The organism is Halomonas huangheensis (assembly GCF_001431725.1).
Taxonomy (GTDB): domain Bacteria; phylum Pseudomonadota; class Gammaproteobacteria; order Pseudomonadales; family Halomonadaceae; genus Halomonas; species Halomonas huangheensis.
The window spans coordinates 2,283,945-2,308,100 of record NZ_CP013106.1 but is presented as its reverse complement, the minus strand read 5'-3'; the positions used below and the strand labels follow the sequence as shown (position 1 = coordinate 2,308,100).

General features: G+C 56.5%; 22 protein-coding genes. 18 read left to right on the top strand and 4 right to left on the bottom strand.

Features of this window, described 5'->3' with window-relative positions:
• Positions 1-16: 16 nt before the first annotated feature.
• The 4 genes from AR456_RS10215 to can all read right to left on the bottom strand — a co-directional run bounded on the left by AR456_RS10215 (position 17) and on the right by can (position 4,634).
• Positions 17-976 (bottom strand): ABC transporter permease, encoded by a 960-nt coding sequence (locus AR456_RS10215; protein WP_031207035.1) that lies wholly within the window; start codon positions 974-976, stop codon positions 17-19.
• Positions 973-2,019 carry an ABC transporter permease gene (locus tag AR456_RS10210; protein ID WP_021817504.1) on the bottom strand — a complete coding sequence of 349 codons (1,047 nt, stop codon included), beginning with the start codon at positions 2,017-2,019 and terminating at the stop codon, positions 973-975. The genes AR456_RS10215 and AR456_RS10210 overlap by 4 nt, the downstream gene beginning before the upstream one ends.
• 118 nt (positions 2,020-2,137) lie before the next feature.
• Complete coding sequence (locus AR456_RS10205) at positions 2,138-3,706, bottom strand: ABC transporter substrate-binding protein (RefSeq protein WP_021817505.1); 1,569 nt, start codon at positions 3,704-3,706, stop codon at positions 2,138-2,140.
• Positions 3,707-3,986: 280 nt separating this feature from the next.
• On the bottom strand, positions 3,987-4,634 hold the full coding sequence (gene can, locus AR456_RS10200; protein ID WP_021817506.1) for a carbonate dehydratase: 648 nt from the start codon (positions 4,632-4,634) through the stop codon (positions 3,987-3,989).
• Between the two features lie 192 nt (positions 4,635-4,826).
• Between can and gorA the strand changes: the two genes are divergently transcribed.
• The 18 genes from gorA to AR456_RS10110 all read left to right on the top strand — a co-directional run bounded on the left by gorA (position 4,827) and on the right by AR456_RS10110 (position 24,152).
• The gene (gorA, locus tag AR456_RS10195; RefSeq protein ID WP_031207037.1) at positions 4,827-6,188 is read left to right on the top strand and encodes a glutathione-disulfide reductase; all 1,362 of its coding nucleotides are present in this window, start codon (positions 4,827-4,829) and stop codon (positions 6,186-6,188) included.
• Positions 6,189-6,498: 310 nt separating this feature from the next.
• The gene (gene ectA / locus AR456_RS10190; protein WP_021817508.1) at positions 6,499-7,077 is read left to right on the top strand and encodes a diaminobutyrate acetyltransferase; all 579 of its coding nucleotides are present in this window, start codon (positions 6,499-6,501) and stop codon (positions 7,075-7,077) included.
• A gap of 100 nt (positions 7,078-7,177) precedes the next feature.
• Positions 7,178-8,443, top strand: a complete 1,266-nt coding sequence (gene ectB / locus AR456_RS10185) for a diaminobutyrate--2-oxoglutarate transaminase (protein ID WP_021817509.1) — start codon at positions 7,178-7,180, stop codon at positions 8,441-8,443.
• A gap of 130 nt (positions 8,444-8,573) precedes the next feature.
• A complete protein-coding gene (locus AR456_RS10180; RefSeq protein ID WP_021817510.1) occupies positions 8,574-8,963 on the top strand; it encodes an ectoine synthase in 390 nt (129 codons plus the stop codon).
• Positions 8,964-9,283: 320 nt separating this feature from the next.
• Entirely contained in the window at positions 9,284-10,282 is a 999-nt protein-coding gene (locus AR456_RS10175) for a TRAP transporter substrate-binding protein (protein ID WP_021817511.1), read from the top strand.
• A gap of 64 nt (positions 10,283-10,346) precedes the next feature.
• A complete protein-coding gene (locus tag AR456_RS10170; RefSeq protein ID WP_021817512.1) occupies positions 10,347-10,904 on the top strand; it encodes a TRAP transporter small permease in 558 nt (185 codons plus the stop codon).
• A 2-nt stretch (positions 10,905-10,906) separates the two neighbouring features.
• Positions 10,907-12,187 carry a TRAP transporter large permease gene (locus tag AR456_RS10165; protein ID WP_021817513.1) on the top strand — a complete coding sequence of 427 codons (1,281 nt, stop codon included), beginning with the start codon at positions 10,907-10,909 and terminating at the stop codon, positions 12,185-12,187.
• Between the two features lie 130 nt (positions 12,188-12,317).
• Complete coding sequence (locus AR456_RS10160; protein ID WP_021817514.1) at positions 12,318-13,118, top strand: NAD-dependent epimerase/dehydratase family protein; 801 nt, start codon at positions 12,318-12,320, stop codon at positions 13,116-13,118.
• Positions 13,119-13,256: 138 nt separating this feature from the next.
• A complete protein-coding gene (locus tag AR456_RS10155) occupies positions 13,257-14,015 on the top strand; it encodes a FadR/GntR family transcriptional regulator (protein ID WP_021817515.1) in 759 nt (252 codons plus the stop codon).
• A gap of 444 nt (positions 14,016-14,459) precedes the next feature.
• Positions 14,460-15,281 (top strand): transketolase, encoded by an 822-nt coding sequence (locus tag AR456_RS10150; protein WP_031207040.1) that lies wholly within the window; start codon positions 14,460-14,462, stop codon positions 15,279-15,281.
• Positions 15,282-15,346: 65 nt separating this feature from the next.
• Positions 15,347-16,282, top strand: coding sequence for a transketolase family protein (locus AR456_RS10145; protein WP_236995556.1), 936 nt, complete (start codon positions 15,347-15,349; stop codon positions 16,280-16,282).
• A gap of 42 nt (positions 16,283-16,324) precedes the next feature.
• The gene (locus AR456_RS10140) at positions 16,325-17,863 is read left to right on the top strand and encodes an FGGY-family carbohydrate kinase (protein WP_021817518.1); all 1,539 of its coding nucleotides are present in this window, start codon (positions 16,325-16,327) and stop codon (positions 17,861-17,863) included.
• On the top strand, positions 17,860-18,828 hold the full coding sequence (locus AR456_RS10135) for a sugar-binding transcriptional regulator (RefSeq protein ID WP_021817519.1): 969 nt from the start codon (positions 17,860-17,862) through the stop codon (positions 18,826-18,828). Before AR456_RS10140 ends, AR456_RS10135 begins: the two co-directional genes overlap by 4 nt.
• A 66-nt stretch (positions 18,829-18,894) precedes the next feature.
• Positions 18,895-19,692: an SDR family NAD(P)-dependent oxidoreductase gene (locus tag AR456_RS10130; protein ID WP_021817520.1), complete on the top strand. Its 798-nt coding sequence runs from the start codon at positions 18,895-18,897 to the stop codon at positions 19,690-19,692.
• Between the two features lie 57 nt (positions 19,693-19,749).
• Positions 19,750-20,547 carry a GolD/DthD family dehydrogenase gene (locus AR456_RS10125; RefSeq protein ID WP_021817521.1) on the top strand — a complete coding sequence of 266 codons (798 nt, stop codon included), beginning with the start codon at positions 19,750-19,752 and terminating at the stop codon, positions 20,545-20,547.
• 86 nt (positions 20,548-20,633) lie between these two features.
• Positions 20,634-21,608, top strand: coding sequence for a D-ribose ABC transporter substrate-binding protein (locus AR456_RS10120; protein ID WP_021817522.1), 975 nt, complete (start codon positions 20,634-20,636; stop codon positions 21,606-21,608).
• A gap of 271 nt (positions 21,609-21,879) precedes the next feature.
• Entirely contained in the window at positions 21,880-22,518 is a 639-nt protein-coding gene (locus AR456_RS10115; RefSeq protein ID WP_021817523.1) for a DUF2291 family protein, read from the top strand.
• Positions 22,519-22,523: 5 nt separating this feature from the next.
• Positions 22,524-24,152 (top strand): sugar ABC transporter ATP-binding protein, encoded by a 1,629-nt coding sequence (locus AR456_RS10110; protein WP_021817524.1) that lies wholly within the window; start codon positions 22,524-22,526, stop codon positions 24,150-24,152.
• Positions 24,153-24,156: the final 4 nt, after the last annotated feature.

The window sequence follows — 24,156 nt, the reverse complement described above, 5'->3', positions numbered from 1 at the left end:
TTTTTTCCTCCTGGCCTCAGCCCTTGTACAGACGCGGATTGAGCACGTCGCGCAGCCAGTCGCCCAGCAGGTTGATAACCAGCACCAGCACTACCAGTACCAGGCCAGGAATCAGGGTGATCCACCAGGATCCGGATTGGAGGTAGTCGAAGCCGGATTTGATCAGTGAGCCCAGTGACGGATCGGTTTCCGGCATCCCCAGACCGAGGAACGAGAGCGCCGCCTCGGAGATGATGGCATTGGCCACCTGTACCGTGGAGATAACAAAGATCGGCGACAGGGTGTTGGGCAGGATGTGACGGAACATGATTCGTCGACTGCGTAGCCCCATTACCCGGGCGGCATCGACATACTCCTTGGATTTCTCGGCAAGTACCGAAGCGCGTACGGTACGTGCATACTGCGGCCATTCGGCGAGGCCGATGATCAATACCAGCAGCCAGATGGCATAGTCACTGAAAGTGGCACCACCGAAGATCGCCTTGACCAGTGCACCAACGATGATTGCGACCATCAGCGTCGAGAAGGACAGTTGAATATCGGCCAGTCGCATAAGGAAGGCATCGATACGCCCACCCATGTAGCCCGCCAGAAGACCGAAGCAGACTCCTAAAGTGGCCTGCAGCAAGACGGCCCCGAAACCGATAATCAGCGAGACACGTAAACCGTAGAGAATGGTCGACAGCATGTCGCGTCCTTGAGCATCCGTGCCGAGGACATACATCGAGTCGCTACCCTCGACCCAGAACGGCGGCAATTCGGAGGCCAGGATGTCGATCTGTGCCAGGTCATAAGGGTTCATACTCGCTAGCCAGGGAGCCAGTACTGCCGCGGCGACCATCAGAATGAACACCAATAGACTGAGCTGGGCGACCAGGTCACGTTTGAAACTGTACAGCACAAAGGAGTCACGGAAGCGCTGCCAGCGGCCGGGTGGCACTGTGGTTGCTGGCGTTGTTGTCGTTGTAGTGCTCATGCGGGCTTACCTGTGAGCTTGACGGTGGGATTGACCAGCCCGTAGATCAGGTCGACGAGAGTATTGGTGATCACGAAGATCAAGCCAACGATCATCAGATAGGTAACGATCAGCGGAATGTCTGAACGCTCGATGGCGTCGAGGAACATCAGTCCCATCCCCGGCCACTGGAAGACGGTCTCGGTGAGGATGGTGTAGGCCACCAGAGTACCGATCTGGACACCGCCGACCGTTATGACCGGCAACATGGTGTTCTTCAGCGCATGCAGAAAGTAGATCCGGCGCATGGAGATACCCTTGGCACGGGCAAACTTGACGTACTCCGACTGCAGAACCTCAAGCATCTCCGCGCGAATCAGGCGAATGAACAGCGGCAGCATGATCGAGGCCAGGGAGATCGCCGGTAACACCAGATAGGCCATACCGCTCAGCGACGAGAAGTTGGTGTACCAGGTGCCAAACACATGGGTTGGATTGCCACGTCCATAGGCAGGCATTCCACCATCAGTGGACAATATCCCGTTGAGCCATACCCCCCAGCCGGTATCAGCGGGGAAGGGTGACCAGCTGATACCAATAGCGAACAGCTGGATCAAGACGATGGCGGTCAGGAATACCGGGACGGAGATACCGACGATCGATACCCCCATGAAAAAACGCGACAACCAGGCGCGCGGACGGATGGCGCTGTACACACCAATTGGCACCGATAGCAGAACGATCAGCAACGTCGAGGCGAATACCAGTTCCAGTGTCGCTGGCAGATGGCGCAGGATGACTTCCGTGGTTGGCTCATTGAAGACGTAGGAGTAGCCGAAATCGAAGTGCAGTGCGTTGCCGGCGAAGCGCAAGTACTGAACCAGAAAGGGGTCGTTGAGTCCCAACTGCTCACGCAGCGCCGCACGCTCACTTTCGGGGACCGACTGTCCCACCATCTGTTGTATGGGATCGCCAAGATTGTCTTGAATGGCGAAGGCGATCAGGCTGATGACAAACATCACCAGCAGCGCATGAAACAGGCGCTTGATCAGAAATGCGATCATGGGGCGTTACCGGATACGACAGCCGATAACGCAGGATGGCAATGGCCATCCTCGTTAGCGGACTGTGCATTGATGGGTTCGATAGTCCCGGCCCCGAAAAGAAGGGCCGGGTCGAGTCTTACTCTTCGATGACCAGGTCCCCGAGATACGGGAAGTTCATCACATTGAGAACGGGCTCTATATCGATATTGGATGCAGAAGCCCAGGCCAGATCCTGCCAATGCAGCGGGACGAAGGCAGCATCGTCGTACAAACCCTGTTCGATCTGCTGGAGCATCTCGCCACGCTTTTCGAGGTCAAGCTCGAGGTTGGCGTCTGCCAGCAACTGATCGAGTTCCGGGTTGCAGTAGTTGCCGGCGTTATACTGGCCTGCGCCGGTTTCTGCGTTGGGGCACTCAGTAATATACTGGAAGAAGTTGGCCGAATCCTCGGTGTCTGAGTGCCAGCCAATCATCATCACGTCTGCTGCACGATCATCGTACTCACCCCAGTACTGCGCCTTGGGTAGCGTCTTGAGGTCAACAGTGACGTTGATCCGTGCCAGCATGGCGGCCACCGCCTGAGCAATCTTGGCATCGTTAACGTAGCGGTTGTTGGGTGCCATCATGCTGATCGAGAAGCCATCTTCATAGCCGGCTTCAGCCATCAGCTCCCTGGCGTGTTCCAGGTCGAAGCGCAGCTCCAGGTCGGGGTTATGGCCGACATACCCCTCCGGGGAAAGCTGTGACGCAGGAGTGGCGAAGCCCTTCATCAAGCGGTCGGCGATGCCTTGCTGATTGATGGCATAGGTAAAGGCCTGACGCACACGCGGGTCCTTGAATGCCTCAACACGTTCCTGGTTCATGTGCAGCAGAATGATACGAGTGCCCGACATGGTGACCAGATTACTGTCAGCATCACTCTCGACACGCTCCAGGTCGTTGGGCGGTACCGGTGCAATGAAGTCGACATCACCGGAAAGCAGGGCGGCAACCCGTGTGGCGCTCTCGTTGATTGGCGTCAGCACGATATTGTCGACGTTGCCGGGTGATTCTGTGTCCCAGTAATCCTCGAAGCGTTCGAATTCCAGCCGAACGCCTTGTTGACGGCTGGTCACCCGGAAGGGACCGGTACCAGACATGTTGCGCGAGGCGAATGAGTTGCCATTCTTGACGATCTCATCACGCTCTTTGCCGTTATCCGTCTCACCGCTATAGAACTGACTGTCCAACGGGAAGATATAGGTCGCCATGTTGAGCAGCAGGGGGTTGGGCCTCTTGCTGACAATCTCGACGGTGTGGTCGTCGATGACATTGACCGTTTCAATCGGCTCGAAGATCGCCTTGAAGTCGGGACTGCGCTTGAGGCGATCGATGGTCCAGGCAACATCTTCAGCAGTGAACGGGTTGCCGGAATGGAAAGTCACACCCTCGCGCAGCGTCATGCGCATGGTGGTGTCGTTGACCTGTTCCCACTCAGTTGCCAGACGCGGTTCAAATTCGAAGTCACTGGTCCAGCGCACCAGTGGGTCGAAGGACATGTGAGACAGCTGCAGAATGCCGCCCGAGAGCTGTTCGTGGATATCGAGGCTGACCGGATCAGCGTCGTAGGCCATGCGCAGTGTGTTTTCGGCCATGGCTGCCTGTGGCAACGCAGCCGTCAACATGGCTGCGCCAAGCGCGCCAGCCAGTAGAGTCTTCTTGAACATCGGAAGGATTCCTGCTTATTGAGGTTGTTGTATGGTCCTGCGGTAACAAGCGATGTTGGAGATCAACGCCAGTCACTGTCAGACAGAAGATAGAGATGACCTGGGCTGGTGCACAATCGAAATTGTGAGAGGCATCATTCAGAGGATGAATACTGGTCGGCGAAGTCGCATGGCAGCAAGGCCAGGGAAGGAGAGAGTCGAAGTAGACGACATACAGCAAACAGGGCCGCAAGCCCGGGCGAACACCCAGGCTTACGGAGTAGGAAGTGTCCCGCGGCGCTTAATCCTCCGGCGCAGAGAGACGATCAATGCGGTACAGCTGCGCTACCTGGTCGAGTCCGTGCACACTGCATTTCAGGTCGGTGACGTGGCCATCCTCAAGGCCATAGACCCAGCCATGTACCGACAATTCCTGACCACGCTGCCAGGCACGCTGGATGATCTTGGTACGACACAGGTTCTTGACCTGAGCTTCAGCATTGAGCTCACACATCCGGTTGACCTGCTCATCCAATGGCAAGGATTCGAGGTCCTGGCGATAACGGCTGTAAAGTTCACGCACGCTGTGCAACCAATAATCGACAACACCGCATTCACCACCGGTAACAGCGGCACGGATACCACCACATCCGTAGTGGCCGACGATCATGATATGACGCACCTTGAGCACATCCACGGCGAACTGGACCACCGAGAGAGCGTTCATGTCATTGTGATGCAGGAGGTTGGCGACATTGCGGTGAACAAAGACTTCGCCGGGGGGCAGATCTATGATCTGGTTGGCCGGAACGCGGCTATCGGAGCATCCAATCCACAGATACTCGGGCGTCTGCTGATTGGCCAGGCGCTTGAAGAAGTCTGGATCGGACTGGCACATCCGATCAGCCCAGGCGCGGTTGTTGGCCAACAGATTGTCGATATCACTCATATCCATATCCCGGCAGTAGTAGGAACGTCATTCAGCGGAGCTTTTTTTACCCGTGGTATCGCGAGGGGTCAAGACATGGGTGGTCAAGACACGAGGGCAAGCCACGGGGGTCATTAACAGTTCCGCAGTGGTATCATGTTGCGCTATATCATTCATCCAGGCCAGCCAGGCCAGCAACACTGGGAGAAACCTGTGTCCAACTTCGATTACGACCTGTTCGTCATCGGCGCGGGATCCGGCGGCGTACGCGCTGCTCGAACGGCCGCCGCTACCGGCGCTCGCGTGGCTGTTGCAGAAGATCGCTACTTGGGCGGAACCTGCGTCAATGTGGGTTGTGTACCGAAGAAACTCTATTCGTATGCTGCGCATTTCCATGATGCTTTTGAGGATGCGCACGGTTTCGGTTGGCAACTCGATCAAGCACCAGTTTTTGACTGGTCGACGTTGCGCGACAACAAGATCGGCGAAATCAAACGCCTCAACGGCATCTATGCGAAGCTGCTCGATAACGCCGGTGTGCGCCTGATCAATGGTCGGGCTCGGGTCGTCGATGCACATACCGTGGAGGTTGCCGGCGAGCAGATCAGTGCCGAGAAGATCCTGGTCGCTGTTGGTGGATGGCCGTGGGTACCGGACTTCCCCGGCAAGGAACATACGCTGAACTCCAACCAGATCTTTGATCTGGACAGCTTCCCGAAGCGCTTTCTGGTGCTGGGTGGTGGCTACATCGCCGTGGAGTTTGCCAGCATCTTCAACGGCCTGGGTGCCGAGACTCATCTGGTATATCGCGGAGACCTGTTCCTGCGTGGCTTCGACCAGGAAGTCCGCGAGTTCACGCGTGACGAGATGGGCAAGAAGGGCGTCAACCTGCACTTCGGCGCCAATATCGAAGCCATCGAGAAGCAGGATTCCGGACTGAAGGTCACCCTGACCAATGGCGATGTGCATGAAGTGGATGCCGTGCTGGCTGCAACGGGCCGTAAACCACATCTGCAGGGGTTGGGGCTGGATCAGTTGGACATCGCGCTCAACGATGAAGGTTCCATCGAGGTCAATGACCGCTTCGAGACTTCGGTACCATCGATCCTCGCATTGGGTGACGTCACAGGTGGGCCAGAACTGACCCCGGTCGCGCTGGCCGAGGCGATGCACATGGTCGCGCATCATTTCGGCGAGGCTCCCAAAGAGCCGATGAACTACGACAACATCGCTACTGCCGTGTTCTGCCACCCCAATATCGGTACCGTAGGACTGTCGGAAGAAAAGGCGCGCGAGAAGTATGCTGCCATTCGTGTCTATAGCGCAGATTTCCGGCCCATGAAGCATACCCTTTCAGGCAGTGATGAACGCTGCTTGATGAAGCTGATTGTCGATGACGCCAGTGATGTGGTCGTGGGTGCGCATATGGTGGGTGAGGAAGCAGGGGAGGTCATCCAGGGGATCGGCATCGCGGTGCGAGCAGGCCTGACCAAAGCGGATTTCGACGCCACTGTCGGAATTCATCCGACTGGCGCAGAGGAATTCGTGACCATGCGGACTCCGACACGCAACTGATCTCGTCAGACAAGACGAAAGGGCCGCTCCACGATGGGGCGGCCCTTTTTTTGTTGGTGGCATTCGCAGCTCGTTGCTGCGTTTGCAACTCCAGAGTCACGAAAAGCAACTAAACTGAGATGACAGTCGGCTGAGCACCAACACGGAGCACCAACACGGAGCACCAACAGCACGATGAATGAGAGGGCTGAAACGCAACTGGTATAATTTTCTGTTATGGGTAAGCACCTGAAGAATAATGACGAATTTGAAATGCTACATTCAGCTGTTATAATCCTTGATCGAAATCGCTACAGCGAAGCATAACTAAATGACCGCAAGCACAGAGCCTTTCACACCTTCCGCCGACCTCGCAAAGCCGACAGTGGCTGATGCAGTGGTTGGCAACAGCGCGGCATCACTTTTCATTCGCAAGCCCAATCCGGACGACGGGTGGGGGATCTACGAATTGGTCAAGGCCTGTCCGCCACTGGACGTGAATTCGGCCTATGCCTATCTGTTGCTGGCAACACAATTTCGTGACAGCTGTGCTGTGGCTACCAATGAAGACGGTGAAATCGTTGGCTTCGTCTCTGGTTACGTGAAGGCCAATGCGCCGGACACCTATTTCCTGTGGCAGGTAGCAGTCGGTGACAAGGCCCGTGGCACCGGGTTGGCACGCCGCCTTGTCGAGGCAGTCATGACCCGACCAGAGCTTGCCGAGGTCCATCACCTCGAAACTACCATCACACCGGATAACCAGGCGTCCTGGGGTCTTTTCCGACGCCTGGCCGAACGCTGGCAGGTACCGCTCAACAGCCGCGAATACTTCTCGACGGAGCAGCTCGGTGGTGAGCATGATCCCGAGAATCTGGTACGCATCGGTCCCTTCGCGACCGCTCGTATCTAAGCGCCATCTCTTTTCTACGTGTAGCACTGGGGTCGAAATCGATGCTCTGTGCTGCGCGCCCTCGTTACCCTTTTCCATGAATAGCAACAGGAGGTCGCAAATGCAGACCCAGACCCTCGAACGTATGGAATCCGAAGTACGTACTTATTCGCGTTCCTTTCCAGTGGTATTCAACAAGGCGGTGAATGCGCGTCTGTCCGATGAAGATGGACGCGAATACATCGACTTCCTGGCCGGTGCTGGAACCCTCAACTACGGCCACAACAATCCGCACATCAAGCAGGCGCTGGCGGACTATCTAATGACTGACGGCATCATTCACGGGCTCGACTTCTGGACTGTTGCCAAGCGTGAGTACCTGGAAACGCTTGAGGAAGTGATCCTCAAGCCACGCGGGCTCGACTACAAGGTTCATCTACCTGGTCCGACCGGAACCAATGCTGTCGAAGCGGCCATTCGTCTGGCCCGTGTGGTCAAGGGGCGCCACAACATTGTGTCATTCACCAACGGTTTTCATGGTGTGACCATGGGCGCGCTGGCGGTGACCGGAAATCGCAAGTTCCGCGAAGCTACCGGCGGCGTGCCGACAGTGGGTGGTGCCTTCATGCCGTTCGACGGCTATATGGGTGATCACACTGATACGCTGGATTACTTCGAGAAACTGCTGGGTGACAAGTCCGGCGGTCTGGACGTGCCGGCAGCAGTGATCGTCGAGACAGTGCAAGGCGAGGGCGGTATCAACGTTGCCGGTGACAAATGGCTCCAACGTCTGGAAGGTATCTGTCGCGATAACGACATCCTGCTGATTATCGATGACATTCAGGCGGGTTGTGGCCGTACCGGAAAGTTCTTCAGCTTCGAACACGCCGGCATCACACCGGATATCGTGACCAACTCCAAGTCGCTGTCTGGGTTTGGCCTGCCGTTCGCTCACGTATTGATGCGCCCGGAGCTCGACAAATGGAAGCCGGGACAGTACAACGGCACGTTCCGTGGCTTCAATCTGGCCTTCGTCACAGCCGCTGCGGCGATGCGCAAGTACTGGAGTGACGATACCTTTGAGCGTGATGTGCAGCGTAAGGGACGTATTGTCGAGGAGCGTTTCCAGAAGCTCGCACGTCTGATCAGCGAGAAGGGCCATCCTGCCAGCGAACGTGGCCGTGGCCTGATGCGTGGTATCGATGTCGGCACCGGCGAACTGGCCGACCGCATTACGGCGCGTGCTTTCGAGAACGGTCTGGTTATCGAGACCAGTGGTCAGGGCGGTGAAGTCGTTAAATGTCTGTGTCCGCTGACGATTACTGACGAAGACCTGATTGAGGGCCTCGATATTCTCGAGCGCAGCGTCGAAGAAGTGCTCAACTGAGCAATAACCTTTCTGTCAGGGCGGCACCAGCGTGTCGCCCGCCAGTTGTTTCATTGATGACGCAAGGGCACGAGCAGCGTCATCACTTCCCAACCAGCACACCCAATCAAGCCACACGGAGAGAACCTTCATGATCGTCCGTAATCTCGAGGAATGCCGCAAGACCGACCGCCTGGTGAAGGCCGAGAACGGTAACTGGGACAGCACACGTCTTTCGTTGGTGGATGATGGTGGCAACTGTTCCTTCCACATCACTCGTATCTTTGAAGGCACCGAGACGCACATCCATTACAAGCACCACTTCGAAGCGGTTTATTGCATCGAAGGTGAGGGCGAGGTGGAGACCCTGGCAGATGGCAAGATCTGGCCGATCAAACCGGGTGATATCTATATCCTTGACCAGCATGATGACCACTTGCTGCGCGCAAAGAAGACCCTACACCTTGCCTGTGTATTTACGCCTGGTCTGAGCGGTAAGGAAGTGCATCGCGAAGACGGTTCCTACGCACCTGCCGAATGAAGAAAAGGGCTAGCCTGGCGCTGGCCTGAACAGCTGGAATGGCAGTCTATTATCGGCGCCGGGCTTTTGAGCCCGGCGCCGATTTGGTTGCTGGAGGCCTTCTGCTGGTAACCAGGTGCGAATAACCGCTTTTTCCTGGCACTTTAGTCGAAACATTGGGCATTAGCTCTTGCATGGGGCCGTGAATCTTATCTACTTTGTCATACATATTACGTCAGATAAGAGATCAATGCTCGATGATGCCTTGCAGCCTCATCGGGTGATTGGAAGCCCCTCCTGAGGGAAGGGCCACAATAATGACAACCCCTGGAGCCTTTATCATGCGTCATACCCGTCTTGCCCGCTTCGCTCAACTCAGTGCAGTAGCCGCTACTGTGGCACTGGCCTCAGCGCCAGCTATGGCCGAACAGTGGCGTGGCTGGAACGTTCATCCTCCTGAATATCCCAACAGCGTTGCCCTGGATAGCTTTGCTGCCGAAGTCGCTGAAAAGACAGAAGGGCGTATCGAGCCCAAGGTCTATCACAATGGGGTGCTTGGCGCTCAGCCTGATGCTATCGAACAGGCCCGCAATGGTGCGCTGAATTTCGGTAATTTCAATATGGGTCCGATGGGGCCGATCGTGCCCGAGACCAACGTATTGTCGTTACCATTCCTGTTCAACAGCGAACAAGACATGTATCGCCTGATGGACGGTGAAATCGGCGATAAATTCGAGGCTGCACTGGCAGAGAAAGGACTGGTGGCTCTGTCCTGGTTCGGATCCGGCGCGCGTAGCCTGTACAACACCGATCATCCCATCGAGACTCCGGACGACGTGAAAGGGCTCAAGGTGCGGGTGATGAACAACGATCTCTATGTTGACATGATCGACGCTCTTGGCGGCAACGCTACACCGATGGCTTACAGCGAGGTGTATCAGTCACTCAAGACTGGAGTGATCGACGGTGCCGAGAACAACTTTCCGTCCTATGATTCCAGCGGTCACTTCGAGGTGGCCGGGTTCTACTCGAACACAGATCACTTGATTCTTCCCGAATGCCTGTGTGTGTCGAAGGCTTCCTGGGAGGAACTCCCGGAGGAAGATCAGCAGATCGTCCGCGAAGCCGCCGAGAATGCCGCTCAGGAACAGCGAGAACTTTGGGCAGAGGGATCTCGTGCAAGCCGCGATGCGGTGACCGAGGCCGGTGCTCAGATCAACGACGTTGCCGACAAGGCAGCATTCCTGCAAGCAATGCAGCCTGTCTATGACGACTTCCTTGCCCAGCATCCTGACCTCGAACCTCTGGTAGAGGAAATTCAGGCCGCTCAGGCCAACTGATCGAATCGCTGTCCATCAAGTGCCTCCAGCATCTCGCTGGGGGCCTTTCGAGAGGTTGAATCCTGTGACGTCTTCCGGTGAATTTTCCGATCCCGTCAGCGCGCCCCGAACTCCGGCCGGGCCGCTTGATCGTGTGCTGGATGGTCTTGCACATCTGTGCATCCTCGTAGCGGGTGTCCTACTCGTCTATCTGATTGCTTCATTCGGCTGGCTGGTATTTGGTCGCTACATCCTCAATAACACCCCCACCTGGGTAGAGCAGTCGGCCTTGCTGTGCGTGGTTTACATCACCTGCCTCGGCGCTGCCGCAGGGGTACGTCAGGGCACCCACCTGAGTATCGAGATGGTCCGCGAAGCGATGCCGGCTATTCCACGTCTGGTGATGTTTCATCTCGCCGACCTGTTCGTCATCGCATTCGGTGGGTTCATGAGTTGGCAGGGTGGCTTGTTGGTGATGGATAACCTTGATCGCGCCATTCCCATGATTGGGCTTTCCGAAAGTTGGCGTGCAGCGCCACTGGTGATCTGCGGTGTATTGATGGTGGTGTTCAGCGTGGCCAATATTGTCGGTCGGGGCCTATCGGTACCCTCCAGCACATCTCACTCTGAAGAGGAGCAATAGGCATGGGACTGGCAATCCTGTTCGGAGTTTTCGCATTAGGGCTCATCATTGGCGCACCGGTGGCTTTTGCCGTTGGTCTCGCTGCTGTTGTGGCCTTTCTTTATGAAGGGCTGCCGATGTTTGTGGCCTTTCAACGCATATTGTCAGGCATCTCTGTGTTCTCGCTGCTGGCGATTCCGTTCTTTATCTTCGCCGGTGAGCTGATGTTGCATGGTGGTATCTCGCAGCGTCTGGTACGACTGGCTTCTGCCGCAGTAGGGCGTGTGCGCGGTGGTCTAGGTATGGTCAATGTCAGTTCATCGATGCTGTTCGGTGGCATCTCCGGCTCGGCCGTAGCCGACACCTCTGCATTGGGCTCGATCCTGATTCCGGTAATGAAGGAGAAGGGCTATGACGCAGATTACGCCGTGAATGTGACGGTGACCTCGTCGATTGCCGGTGTTGTGATTCCACCCAGCCACAACATGATTCTGTATGCGGTAGCGGCAGGTGGTGGCATTTCGATCACCAAGCTGTTCGTGGCTGGCATCCTGCCGGGTATCCTGATGTGCGGACTGTTGGCACTTGCCGCATACCTGGTCGCCGTCAAGCGTGGCTACGGCGGCGAACCTTTTCCTGGCTGGAGTGCCCTGGTACTCAGTCTGGCAGTGGCATTACCGGGCCTGTTCACCGCCGTGATCATTGTCGGGGGCGTGTTGTCCGGCGTGCTGACAGTGACCGAGTCCGGCGCCTTCGGCGCGATCTATGCCATTGTCATTACCGCGCTGGTATATCGCGAATTGCGTTGGGAGTCCTTCAAGCAGGCCGTCTATCAATCGGTACGTACCACCGCGCTGGTAATGATTCTGGTGGGCTGTGCTTCAGCGTTCTCTTACATGCTGGCCCTGTACAGCGTGCCGCAGTTGCTCAGTGATGCCTTGCTCGGTATTACCGACAATCCGCTGATGATTCTGTTGATGCTGAATCTGATCCTGTTGGCGCTGGGCATGGTGATGGATATGGCAGCACTGATTCTGATCTGTACACCGATCTTTCTGCCGATCGCTGCTCAGTTTGGAATGGACCCGATCCAGTTTGGCATCATCATGATGATGAACCTGGGCCTTGGCCTATGCACACCACCAGTGGGAGGCTGCCTGTTCGTCGGCAGTGTGATCGGCAAGATACGGATGGAACACGCGGTACGGACCATCTGGCCGTTCTACCTGGCGCTGTTTGCGGCGCTGATGCTGGTGACCTATGTCCCGGCGCTGTCCATGACACTGCCGAACCTCATGGAGTAAATGGCATCCACTGCACCAGGGCCCTGCTGGAGGTAGCAGGCGGGCAGGCCCTGGTGGCAGACAATCATTGCGGGAGTTTCCTGCATGACGTAACTCAAAAGTACCAACACAAACTATCAGGGAGGCAAGAATGCTGAATCGACTACTGGTGACCGGTGCAGCAGGTGGGCTGGGCAAGGCAATTCGCCCGTATTTGAATCGCCTTGCCAGCAATGTGCGCCTATCTGATATCGCTTCAATCGAGCCAGGCGACGGCAACGAGGAGATCGTGATATGCGACCTTGCCAATGCCGAAGAAGTCGCCTCACTTGTGGAAGGGTGCGACGGGATCATTCACTTGGGTGGCGTATCGGTGGAGCGCTCCTGGCAGCAGATTCTGCCAGCCAACATCATGGGCACCTATAACCTGTATGAGGCGGCGCGCCAGCACAGCAAACCTCGCGTGGTGTTTGCCAGCTCCAACCATACGATCGGCTTCTATCCGCGGACCGAGAAACTGGACAATCAGGTGCCGCGCCGTCCCGACTCACTGTATGGCGTTTCCAAGTGCTTCGGTGAAGACCTTGCCAGCCTGTATTACGACAAGTTTGGTCTTGAAACGCTCTCTGTTCGTATTGGTTCCTGCTTTCCCAAGCCAGCCGATACTCGCATGCTGGCAACCTGGATGAGCGTGGAAGATTTCGTGGCTTTGCTGGAACGAGCGTTTGTCGCTCCCAAACTCGGCTATACGGTGGTCTATGGCGCCTCGAACAACAAGGAACAGTGGTGGGACAATGGCAAGGCAGCCTTTCTGGGTTGGGTACCCGAGGATAGCTCGGAGCCCTGGCGGGCCGAGATCGAGGCACGTGATGCCGGTTTGGACCCCAACGACCCGGCGGTCGTCTATCAAGGCGGCAAGTTTGTCAGTCAAGGCCACCCCGATGACAAATGAGCATCAAGAGTGCCATCAGTAATGGCGTACGCCCTGGCAACAGGGCGACCCTCTCTGCAAGGGCTGGTACACTCGAGGCGTACATAATCCTTTGTTATGTACGTAAAGGGACTTCGGTATCGAATGAGGAATCACATCATGGCAGCCAAGCCTGAGCCCCGCAGCGGTACGGCAACGCTCAACGTCAAGAAGCTCACCCGAGAGGGCAGTCTGTCGATGCATGTGGCCGATCAACTCGAGGGCCTGATTACCGGCGGCAGTTTTTCGGTAGGAGATCGCTTGCCGACCGAAAGCGGTTTATGTGAGTCGTTTGGCGTTAGCCGGACCGTCATCCGCGAAGCGGTGGCTCACCTCAAATCACTCGGCCTGGTCGAAGCGCGCCGCGGAGTCGGTACCACAGTGCTTCGCACCGCCCCTGCGGAAGCGATGCCGGCCAAGCGTATTCGGCCAACCACCGTCGAGGATATTCTACATGTCCTCGAGCTGCGCATGAACATTGAGCCCGCCGCAGCGGCCCTGGCGGCTGAGCGCCATACCGAAGAGGATCGTGAGCGTATAGTGGCGCGACACGCAGCCTTTGTTGAAGCGCGTGCCCAGCATACCCTGGCGAGAGAAGAAGACTTCGAGTTTCATCACGCCATCGCCCAGGCCACTCACAACCCGTTCTTCTCGGTACTGTTCGAGCAACTCAACCTCAGCGCCATTCCACGCTCAAAACTGGTCAGCAGCGAGGTCAACACGGCCACCGCGGATGTCTATCTCAAGCGAGTCGAAGACGAACATCAGGCCGTAGTTGACGCCATCCTTGCTCGTGATCCGCAACAGGCGCGAGAAGCCATGCAGCAACATCTGAACCGCGCCCGCCAGACCTACGAGCAGTTTCAGACCACGCAATAATGCGTTTCTCTGCTTTTGGATTTTAGCCCTCAGCTCCACTTCCAGGCCCTACCAATCCTTCTGTATCAGCACAGGGATTGGTGGGGCTTTTTGGCATAATTGTCGTATTAATTTTCCGTTTCAGCATAGTCATGCTGTAGATTCTTCTTTTAAATATTCAGAAATCAGTAGGAGAATTAAATTTCAGTAATCATGTTTTGAATAATTATTCAGAAATATTCTGTCTATTCCACGCCGACTCATTTTTTGACTGACTTCGAATAAAAACCATTAAAAACATGTGCTTGCTACATCTTGGTCGCTGTGTTTTTGCGCAATCATTAGACTAATTGATATTGCTTCCTGTCTTTTAGAGTCTTGACGCTGCAATCATTCAAGACAAATACTTGGCCCATAAATTTATATTCTTTTATTGAATATTTATTCATGGGAAGGATTCAGCTAATGACCAGACAAAAACTCGCTACTGATGAGCTACCGAGAAAATGTCGCGAGATGCGCAGGACCATCGTCAAGACGATTGGTGATGCCAACATGGGGCATATCGGTGGTGATCTGTCGGTCATCGATATTCTCGGGACCTTGTATTTCCACGTCCTGGACATCGATCCACAGCAACCTCGTAGCCCACAGCGTGATCGCTTCATCCTCAGCAAAGGCCATTGTGCCGTGGCTCTATATACGGTAATGGCTCACGCCGGTTACTTTCCGATTGAAGAGCTATCCAGCTTCATTCAGCCCCATTCCCGGCTCAACGGGCATCCATGCAATATGAAAGTTGCCGGAGTGGAGACCAGTACCGGGCCATTGGGTCACGGCTTGCCGGTCGCGGTTGGCGCTGCCACTGGTGCCAAGCTCAAGTCCGAGGCGTGGCGCGTGTTTGTGGTGGTTGGAGATGGCGAGCTTCAGGAAGGCAGCAACTGGGAAGCAGCGATGACCGCCGCGCATGGCGATCTGGACAACCTGACGCTGATCGTTGATCGCAATCGGTTGCAGCAGGGGGATCGCACCCAGGATGTCACCTCAATGGACCCTTTGGCGGAGCGCTTCAGGGCTTTCGGTTGGGAAGCCTTCGAGATCGATGGCCATGATCATGCCGCACTGGCCGAACTGCTGGAACGTCCGCGTGGTTCCGGCCTGCCGCGCTGCATCATCGCCAACACCTTCAAGGGCAAAGGCGTGTCCTTTATCGAGGATCGCGTGGAGTGGCACCACAAGGTGCCGACAGCCGAACAGGTACAGCAGGCTCTGAGCGAACTGGAGTGAGGCACTAGCGCATGTCATCAAAAAGTACGTCCTCTCAAACCGTATCAATGCAGGCAATGCCGATCATGGACACCCGAGAACTGCACGACTGTCGTAATGCCTTCGCCGAGACTCTTGAGGCGCTGGCGGATCAGGACGCCAACATCGTGACGGTGGTCAACGACTCGATTGGCTCCAGTAAGTTAGGCGGTTTTCGCAGCAAGTGGCCCCAACGGTTGGTCAATGTCGGTATTGCCGAGCAGACCCTGGTCGGTGTCGGTGCTGGCCTGGCCAACGCTGGCATGATTCCCTTTGTGTGCGCGGCGTCCTGCTTCCTGACCGGGCGCGCACTCGAGCAGATCAAGGCCGATGTGGTGTATTCCAACGCCAACGTCAAGCTGTGTGGCATGAGTAGTGGTGTCGCCTATGGTGAGCTGGGGCCGACTCACCATTCCATAGAGGATCTCGCCTGGACTCGCCCGCTGGCAGGCCTCGACATCTTTGTTCCAGCGGATGATGTCGAGACCGCAGCCATCATCCGGCATGTTGCGACCAACGATCGACCCGCCTTCGTTCGCCTCAGTCGTATGGGAGTGCCCTCGCTGCTGCCCGAGGACTACCAATTTGAGCCGGGCAAGGCCGTCACACTGCGCGAGGGCAACGACATCAGCTTGCTGGCATGCGGCGTCACCGTATGCCGAGCGCTGGACGCTGCCGAGCGACTCGCCGAGCAGGGTATTCGGGCGCGAGTCGTCAATGTCTCCAGCATTTCACCGCTGGACCAGCAGACGATCATCGATTGTGCGCGAGACACTGGCCATATCTTGACCATCGAGGAGCACAGTGTGCGTGGCGGTATGGGGAGCGCGGTTGCTGAGGTGGTGGTGGAGAACACTCCTTGCCGCATGAAGCTGTTGGGCTTCCCCGAGTTTGCGCCAACCGGCAGCCCGGAATGGTTGTTGGATCACGTTGGCATGTCAGTGGAAGGCATCGTCGACGCAGCGCAAGCCCTGTTGAAATAAACGAAGAACGAAATAAGCGAAGAACGAAATAGGCGAAGAACAATGACAACACCCGCGATTCTGGCCATTGACCAGGGCACGACCAACTCGAAAGCCGTACTGGTTGACCTTGACGGCAGGATTATCGCCAGAGGGACGTCACCGCTCGGTTGCCATTACCCGCGATCCGGTTGGGTAGAGCAGGATGCGCTGGAGATTGTGGCTAGTGTCCAGCGCGCCGTGGATGCCTGTCTGGCCGAAGCAGCAGGGTTTGAAGTTGTCGCCCTGGGCATTTCTTCCCAGCGCGAGTCGGCCGTCGCATGGTCGGCAAGCAATGGCGAGCCTCTCGCCCCTGTTATCAGTTGGCAGTGTCGCCGCAGTCAGCCGTTCTGTGAACAGCTCCAGAGTGACGGGCTGAACGCTCGCATTCAGCAACTATCAGGGCTGCCCATCGATCCACTGTTCTCGGGATCTAAATTTCGCTGGTTGCTGGATGCCATGCCAGCGGATGTGCCAGGCGAGGATATCCGCCTCGGCAATGTCGATAGCTGGTTGCTGTGGAACTTGACCGACGGCGCTGCGCACCTCACCGATGCCTCGAATGCCTCGCGCACCCAATTGTGTGCGATTGAAAGCGGCCAGTGGTCACCTGAATTGCTGGATATATTCGGCATCCCGGAAGCCTTGTTGCCGCGAATCTGTCCGTCACGACATGAGTTCGGCAACAGTTGTGTGTTTGGCTCACTGCCCGAGGACACGCCGATTCTTTCGATGGTCGGTGATTCACATGCAGCATTATTTGCCCAGGGAGGATTCCGACCAGGAATCGTCAAGGCCACCTATGGTACCGGCTCGTCAGTGATGACCATGACCGGCCAACGCCGCCTCGAGGCTGAGGGACTTGCCTCGACAATTGCCTGGCAGACCGGGCAGGAATGCACTTACGCCCTGGAAGGCAATATTACGGTGAGTGCAGCTATCTTGCCGTGGACGGCTCGCCTGCTGGGCATCGACAGCAGTATCGACAAAAACAGCATCGACAAACTCGCGGAGCTTGCCGCCAGCGCAGAAGAAGACGGGAGTGAGGTGTTGGTTCCGGCGATGGTCGGTCTTGGTGCCCCGCGCTGGATTGGCAATCTGAGTGGTCTGCTGGATGGCCTGAGTTTCAACACCGGGCCAGAACATGTGGCGCGCGCGGCTTTTGAGTCCATCGTCTTTCAGATCAAGGACGTGGTCGATGTGATGCAGGTTGCCGGACACTCGCAAGGACTGCCGCCACTCTCCGCGCTCAAGGCGGATGGAGGCGCCAGCGCCAATGACTGGTTGATGCAGCTGCAGGCCGACACCCTGGCCATTGATGTACAGCGCGCCAGGCAGGCAGAGCTATCGGCACTGGGCGCTGCATTGCTTGCCGGTTGGCAGTTGGGGCACTGGACAACCCTGGAGCAGCTCGACCAGGTCGTATCGTCCTTCGATACCTTCACCTACGGGGCGGATACACACTCAATGGAGCGGCATCAGAACTGGCTAGCCTCGGTGGAGCGCACCTTGTCACACCTCGATTCGAGCACGAGGATCGACAGCCGCGGGGTGCGCCAATGAAACCTGAATTCGAGTTGCGCCTGGCCACCAAGGCTGCACATCTCTACTGGGTAGAACAGATGCGTCAGGTCGATATTGCTGCGCGTTTGAATGTCTCCCAGGCAGGGGTATCGCGCTTGTTGAGACGTGCGCAGAAGGAAGGCATTGTCTCGATCACCATCAAGCCGCCGGAAGGCACTTATCACCTGCTCGAAGAACAACTCGCCAAGGGCCTGGGGTTGCAGGAAGTGGTTGTCGCCGCCAGCCCCAACGACAGCAATGGCGCAATGCTGTCCAGCATTGGCGAGGCGGCCGCTCAGTATCTTGAGTCGACGCTCAACGAAGAAGACCTCGTCGGGATTTCCAGTTGGAGTTCCGCGCTGGTGGCACTGGCGGAACACCTTTCTAGTGCAGGCCAGGTCAAGGTGGCGCGAGTGGTACAGCTGATGGGCGGTATTTCCCACGGTCGCGCCGAACACCTGGCGGAAAACCTGATTCTGCAGTTGGCCATGCGTATGGCCGCTCATCCCGCTTTTCTGCATGTGCCGGGCATTGCCAGTACCTCGGCCGCAGGGCGGGTGTTCTGCGCAGAACCTTATGTCCGCGACACCATGGCGTTGTTCGATCAATTGAGTGTGGCGCTGGTGGGTATCGGCACCCTGGAGCCTTCTCCCTACCTGGCGCGCAGCGGCAATGCCTTCTCCGATGAGGAGCGTAGAGAGCTCGCCGACTGTGGTGCCATCGGTGACGTTTGTCTGCGTTTCTTCGATGAGCAGGGGCACCGGGTCGAACACGCCCTTGATGAACGAGTGGTGGCCATTCCGGCAGAACAGTTACAGCGCATACCCCGCATTGTCGGCCTCGCCGGAGGCATTCAAAAGATTGGGGCAATCCGTGCCGCTGCGCTAGGGGGCTGGATTCATGTGCTGGTCACCGACAGCTATACCGCAGAGGCACTCGCCAGAACTCTGGAAAGCACTGACTAAATGCCTACAGACACTTTCCATTCATGACCAGGTGCAGGCACAACGGCAGAACCAAGGAGATATGAAATGCAGCGTTTTTGTGATCAAACCGCAGTGGTAATTGGTGCGGATCGAGGCATTGGCCTGGCGATTGCCGAACGCTTTGCCATGGAAGGGGCCAATGTCGCACTGGCCTCGAACCGCAGTGAGGTAGCGGAAGTAGCAGACGTCCTGCAACAGCAAGTCAAGGAAGCGGGGCTGTCGGGTCAGGTGATGTCGATGCAGATCGATGTGACACAGAGCGAACAGGTTGATGCCTTCTACGCAGCCGTCATCGAGCGCTTCTCGCGGCTGGATATCTCGGTACAGAATGCTGGCATCATCACGATCGCACCGCTCCAGCAACTGCCTGAAAGCGATTGGGACAAGGTCATGGAGGTCAACACCAAGGGCGTGTTCCTGTGTTGCCGGGCTGCCCTCAGATACATGGCCGCTGCAGGGCGCGGTTGTCTGATCAATATGGCGTCTGGTCAAGCGCGCCAGGGCTTCATCTACACGCCCCACTACGCCGCCAGCAAATTCGGTGTACTGGGTATTACCCAGAGCCTGGCGCGCGAGTTTGCCGCCAATGGAGTGACCATCAACGCCATTTGCCCCGGCATCGTCGATACCGATATGTGGGCTTACAACGACAAGGTCTGGGGCGAGCTTCTTGGCGACTATGGGCCGGGTGAGTTGATGCAGGAGTGGGTAGATAACATTCCCATGAAGCGTGCCGCCGCTCCCGAAGAAGTTGCCGGTACCGCCGCCTTTCTTGCCTCAGAAGATGCTCGCTATATCACCGGGCAGGCAATCAATGTTGATGGTGGTTTGATCATGTCGTGAAGCCGCGGCAGAGATGCTTGGCAATCACAACGATAGGCATTAAAAACAGGTGTAGTCATGTCCACATCCTACGATATGTCGCTAAAGCATGGGGTTGACCTCGATTTTTCGATGGCCGGAAAGGTCGTACTAGTCACCGGGGGTCTGGGAGGAATCGCTACGGCGACCAACGAAGCACTGATCAGTAAAGGCGCGTCTATAGCGATTCTCTACCCCGAATTTGAGCAGGATAGAGTCACCGATTCGCTCGCCGAATATCCGCAGAATTCGGTAAAAGCCTGGTGTTGTGATGTTACCGATGAAACTCAGGTCAATGCCTGCGTAGAACAGGTTATCGAGCACTTTGGTGCAATTGATGTACTGGTCAATGCTGCGGGAACCATCACTCTGACTCCAGCTAAAGATATCCCGCTCGAAGAATGGCGGCGCCAGATTGATGTCTGTTTGACTGCACCTTTTCTATGTTCGAAAGCTGTCGGTCGTCACATGCTGCAGCGAGGTAAGGGTGGCAAGATCATCAATATTGCCTCGCAGGCTGCCAGTGTCGCCATCGATCACCATTGCGCCTATACCTCAGCCAAAGCTGGTTTGATCGGTATGACAAAAAGCCTCGCCAAGGAGTGGGGACCGCATGGCATCAACGTCAACAGCATTTCTCCCACTGTCGTACTGACTCCGATGGGGGCAGCAGCATGGGCGGGAGAAAAGGGCGAGCAGATGAAAACCATGATTCCCATGGGGCGTTTTGCCTACACCGATGAAATCGCCGCCAGCATTCTGTTTCTCGCATCCAATGCCAGCGACATGATCAATGGTGCCGACATGATGATAGATGGAGGGTACACAATCTGGTGATAAACAGACCAATGAATATCTGATTATTTGACACATTAACGCTTCACACAGCATCGCTGATATATACAAGAAGAAGGAGCAGGATAATGAAGACAATAGCGCACCAGCTCGTCAAGAAATTCTCATTCGCCGCCTGTGTCGGTGCATCGGTACTCGCCATTTCTTCTCCGGCGGTACAGGCGCAGGAGGATAGCAAGGGTAACATCGCTATTCTGGTCAACTCACTGGACAACCCCTACTACTCGGCAGAAGCCAATTCAGCCAAGGCACAGGCGGAGGAGATGGGCTACAAGGCGAGAATCTACTCGCATAATGAGGATGTGAACCGTCAGCGTGAGCTGATCAGTTCAGTAGTCGGGCAGGGTGCCGATGGCATCATTCTCGACAATGCCGATTCCTCCGCCAGTGTGGCTGCCGTTCGTTATGCCACCGAGCATGATGTCCCTGTTGTACTGATCAATCGCGAGATTCCTGAAGACGGCATCGCCATTGCCCAGCTAACCCACAATAACGTTCAGGCCGCATCCCAGGTCGCCCAGACCTTTATCGAGAAGGTTGGTGAGTCCGGCAAATACGTCGAGCTGACCTGTAATCTTGCCGACAACAATTGTGTCACGCGCTCGACATCCTTCCACCGCGTGCTGGATCAATATCCCGATCTACAGATGGTCGCCCGTCAGGATGCCGGTGGTGAGTTGCTCAAGGCCAAGCAGGCCATGGATTCCATTCTCCAGGAACACCCGGACATTACTGGTGTGGTCGCCGGTAACGGTCCCGTCGCACTAGGCGCCATCGCTTCCTTGGAAGCCGCTGGCAAGTCCGATGTTGTGGTGGTGGGTATCGATGGCAGCAACGATGAGCGTGACGCCGTGCAGGAAGGCAAGCTCTACGCCACCGCGATGTTACAGGCCCAGGAGCTGGCTCGTCAGGGCATGGTTCAGTTGGATGCCTGGCTGGAAAACGGCGAGACCGGCCAACCTGAGCGCCAGTTGTTCCGCGGCATTCTGATTACCAAAGACAACGCCAGTCACGTCAATGGATTCGAGTACCAGGACAACTGATCAATGCCAGGACAGTTGAATATCAGAGCAGCTGAATATCAGGACAGATAAATACCCGGATAACTGAGAGCACTGTTGATCCACCGGGAGCTTTCCCTGCATAGCGAAAGCCTCCCGGTGTTAGACCGTTTCTCCTGGGTCAGCTGCTCTTGGGTCAGTTACTCCTGGATCAATTGCTTTGGTCACTGGCTTGATCCATTTGCCTGGCGGTCCTTTCCATAGTGCTTTTTTCCCATAGTGCTTTTTGCTGAACACGCATGGCGGTGCACCAATGAATACATCAACAATCAGTCTCAAGCCTGCGCTGCTGGCGACAGCCCTGGTCAGCGTATTGGCAACGACCGGGTTCAAGTTGGTCTCGTCCGCTGAACTAGAGGCGATACGCAATGAAGGTACTGTCGAGGCCATTGATGTCACTGCGTTGCTGAATGACCAGATACTCCCCTGGGCGACGGACCATGCCCATGCGATTGATGACGTCGTCGCTGCCATTGAGCAGCAGGGCTATGACGCTGCATGCAGCGAGTACGGTACCCAGGCCAGCCAGGCCTTTCCCTGTACTTTCTGGGTAGAGGCTTCCGGCGTAGTGGCATCCGTTGATACGTCTTCACGTGTTGGCAAGATCGGTTTCTCCACCGATGGTGGCACCCAGGTCGAAGTGCTGACCGGACCGGTAGTGCCTGGCACTGCGGTTCGTGACGGTTACCCCGAATTGAAGTACAGCGATGTCGGCAACCAGAACGACTTCGCTACGCTATCCGACGACCTCAATAGTGAGGTTCTGGCGCTGGTGAATGCTGCTGGAGAGTTCAAGGTCGAAGAGCCCATTCATGTGATTGGGGCCTACGCCAGTTGGGCGGGCGGAGAACGGACCCTACAGATAACGCCAGTGACGCTGGAGAGGAGGTAAGACGTATGGCTGCCTCAGCAGATATCGCCAACCATTCGGCCTTTCCCCCGGATTGCAGTGACCATGCGCTGATCCAGGTCAAGGGGGCAAGCAAACGCTATCCCGGCACCCTGGCGCTGGATAACGTCGACTACGAGGTCTTCCCCGCTAGCGTCAACGTGCTGATTGGTGAGAACGGCGCGGGCAAATCGACATTGATGAAGCTGCTCGCCGGTGTGGAACGTCCTTCCAGTGGCCAGATTCTGGTCAAGGGCAGCCCGGTACACTTTCACAGCGTGCGTGCGGCAGAACGCGCCGGAATCGGTATCGTCTTTCAGGAACTGAACCTGTTTCAGGACCTGTCTATCGCAGAAAACCTGTTCATTGGTCGAGAGAAGCGTCGTGCAGGGCTGATTGACGTCAAGGCCCAGTACCGCGAAGCCCAGCAGCTGCTGGAGCGCGTTGGTCTGGATGTCGATCCCTTCACTCGCGTCGGTGACTTGTATGTCGGCCAGCAACAGCTGATCGAGATCGCGCGGGTGCTTAGTCGCGACGTTAATGTGCTGATCATGGATGAACCGACCTCGGCGCTGAGTCAGAAGGAAGTCGAGGTGCTGTTCGGGATCATCGATACCCTGCGTAGCCAGGGCGTGGCGATCATCTACATCTCCCACCGTCTCGAGGAGATCATTCGTATCGGTGACCATATCACCGTATTGCGCAATGGACGCATCGTCGGTGTCGATGAAGTGCACAACATCGATATTCCATGGATCGTGCGACAGATGGTCGGCGACGAACGACGCGCCTTCGATTATCAATCGCGCCAGATCGGCGAACCGATCCTCCAGGTGAGCAAGCTGATGCTCAAGCGCCCGAACGGGACAATGGCGCTGGATCAGGTTGACCTTGAACTATGCCGTGGAGAGGTGGTTGGCATCTACGGCCTGATGGGAGCTGGCCGCACCGAGCTGATGGAAACATTGATGGGTCTGCACGGCAGCGCCTCTGGCGATATTCATTTCGATGGCTCGCTGCTCGGTCGCTCGCCACCGGCAGAGCGTATTCGTGCCGGTATCGCGCTGGTCCCCGAAGACCGTCAAGGCGACGGTATGATCCAACCGATGTCGGTACGCGACAACATGACCCTGTCGAGTATCGGCCGCTGTTGCAGCCGACTGTTTGGTCTGCGGTTGATCAAGCGTCACCAGGAAATTCAGCATTGCGACGAGATGATCGAACAGTTGGGCATCAAGGCTCCACATGCACAGCATGCCATCACCACGCTGAGTGGCGGCAATATGCAGAAGGTCGTAATCGGCAAGGCGCTGCTGACCAATCCTCGAGTGCTGTTGTTCGATGAGCCGACCAGGGGCGTCGATGTCGGTGCCAAGGCCGAAATCTATCGCGCCATGAATGCCATCGCCCAGCAGGGAGTGGCGATCATCTATACCACTTCGGAACTCGATGAGGTGTTGGCCGTATCCGACCGGGTACTGGTCATGGCTGCTGGGCGCATCACCGCCGATCTGCCACGCGACAAGGCGGAGCGGGACTTGATCACCCGCCAGGCGTCACCGACGGCTACTCGGCTGAACGGCGATTTCCCCTCAACACGGCAAGAGATGCCTCACGACACTCAAGGAGTCGGATGATGTC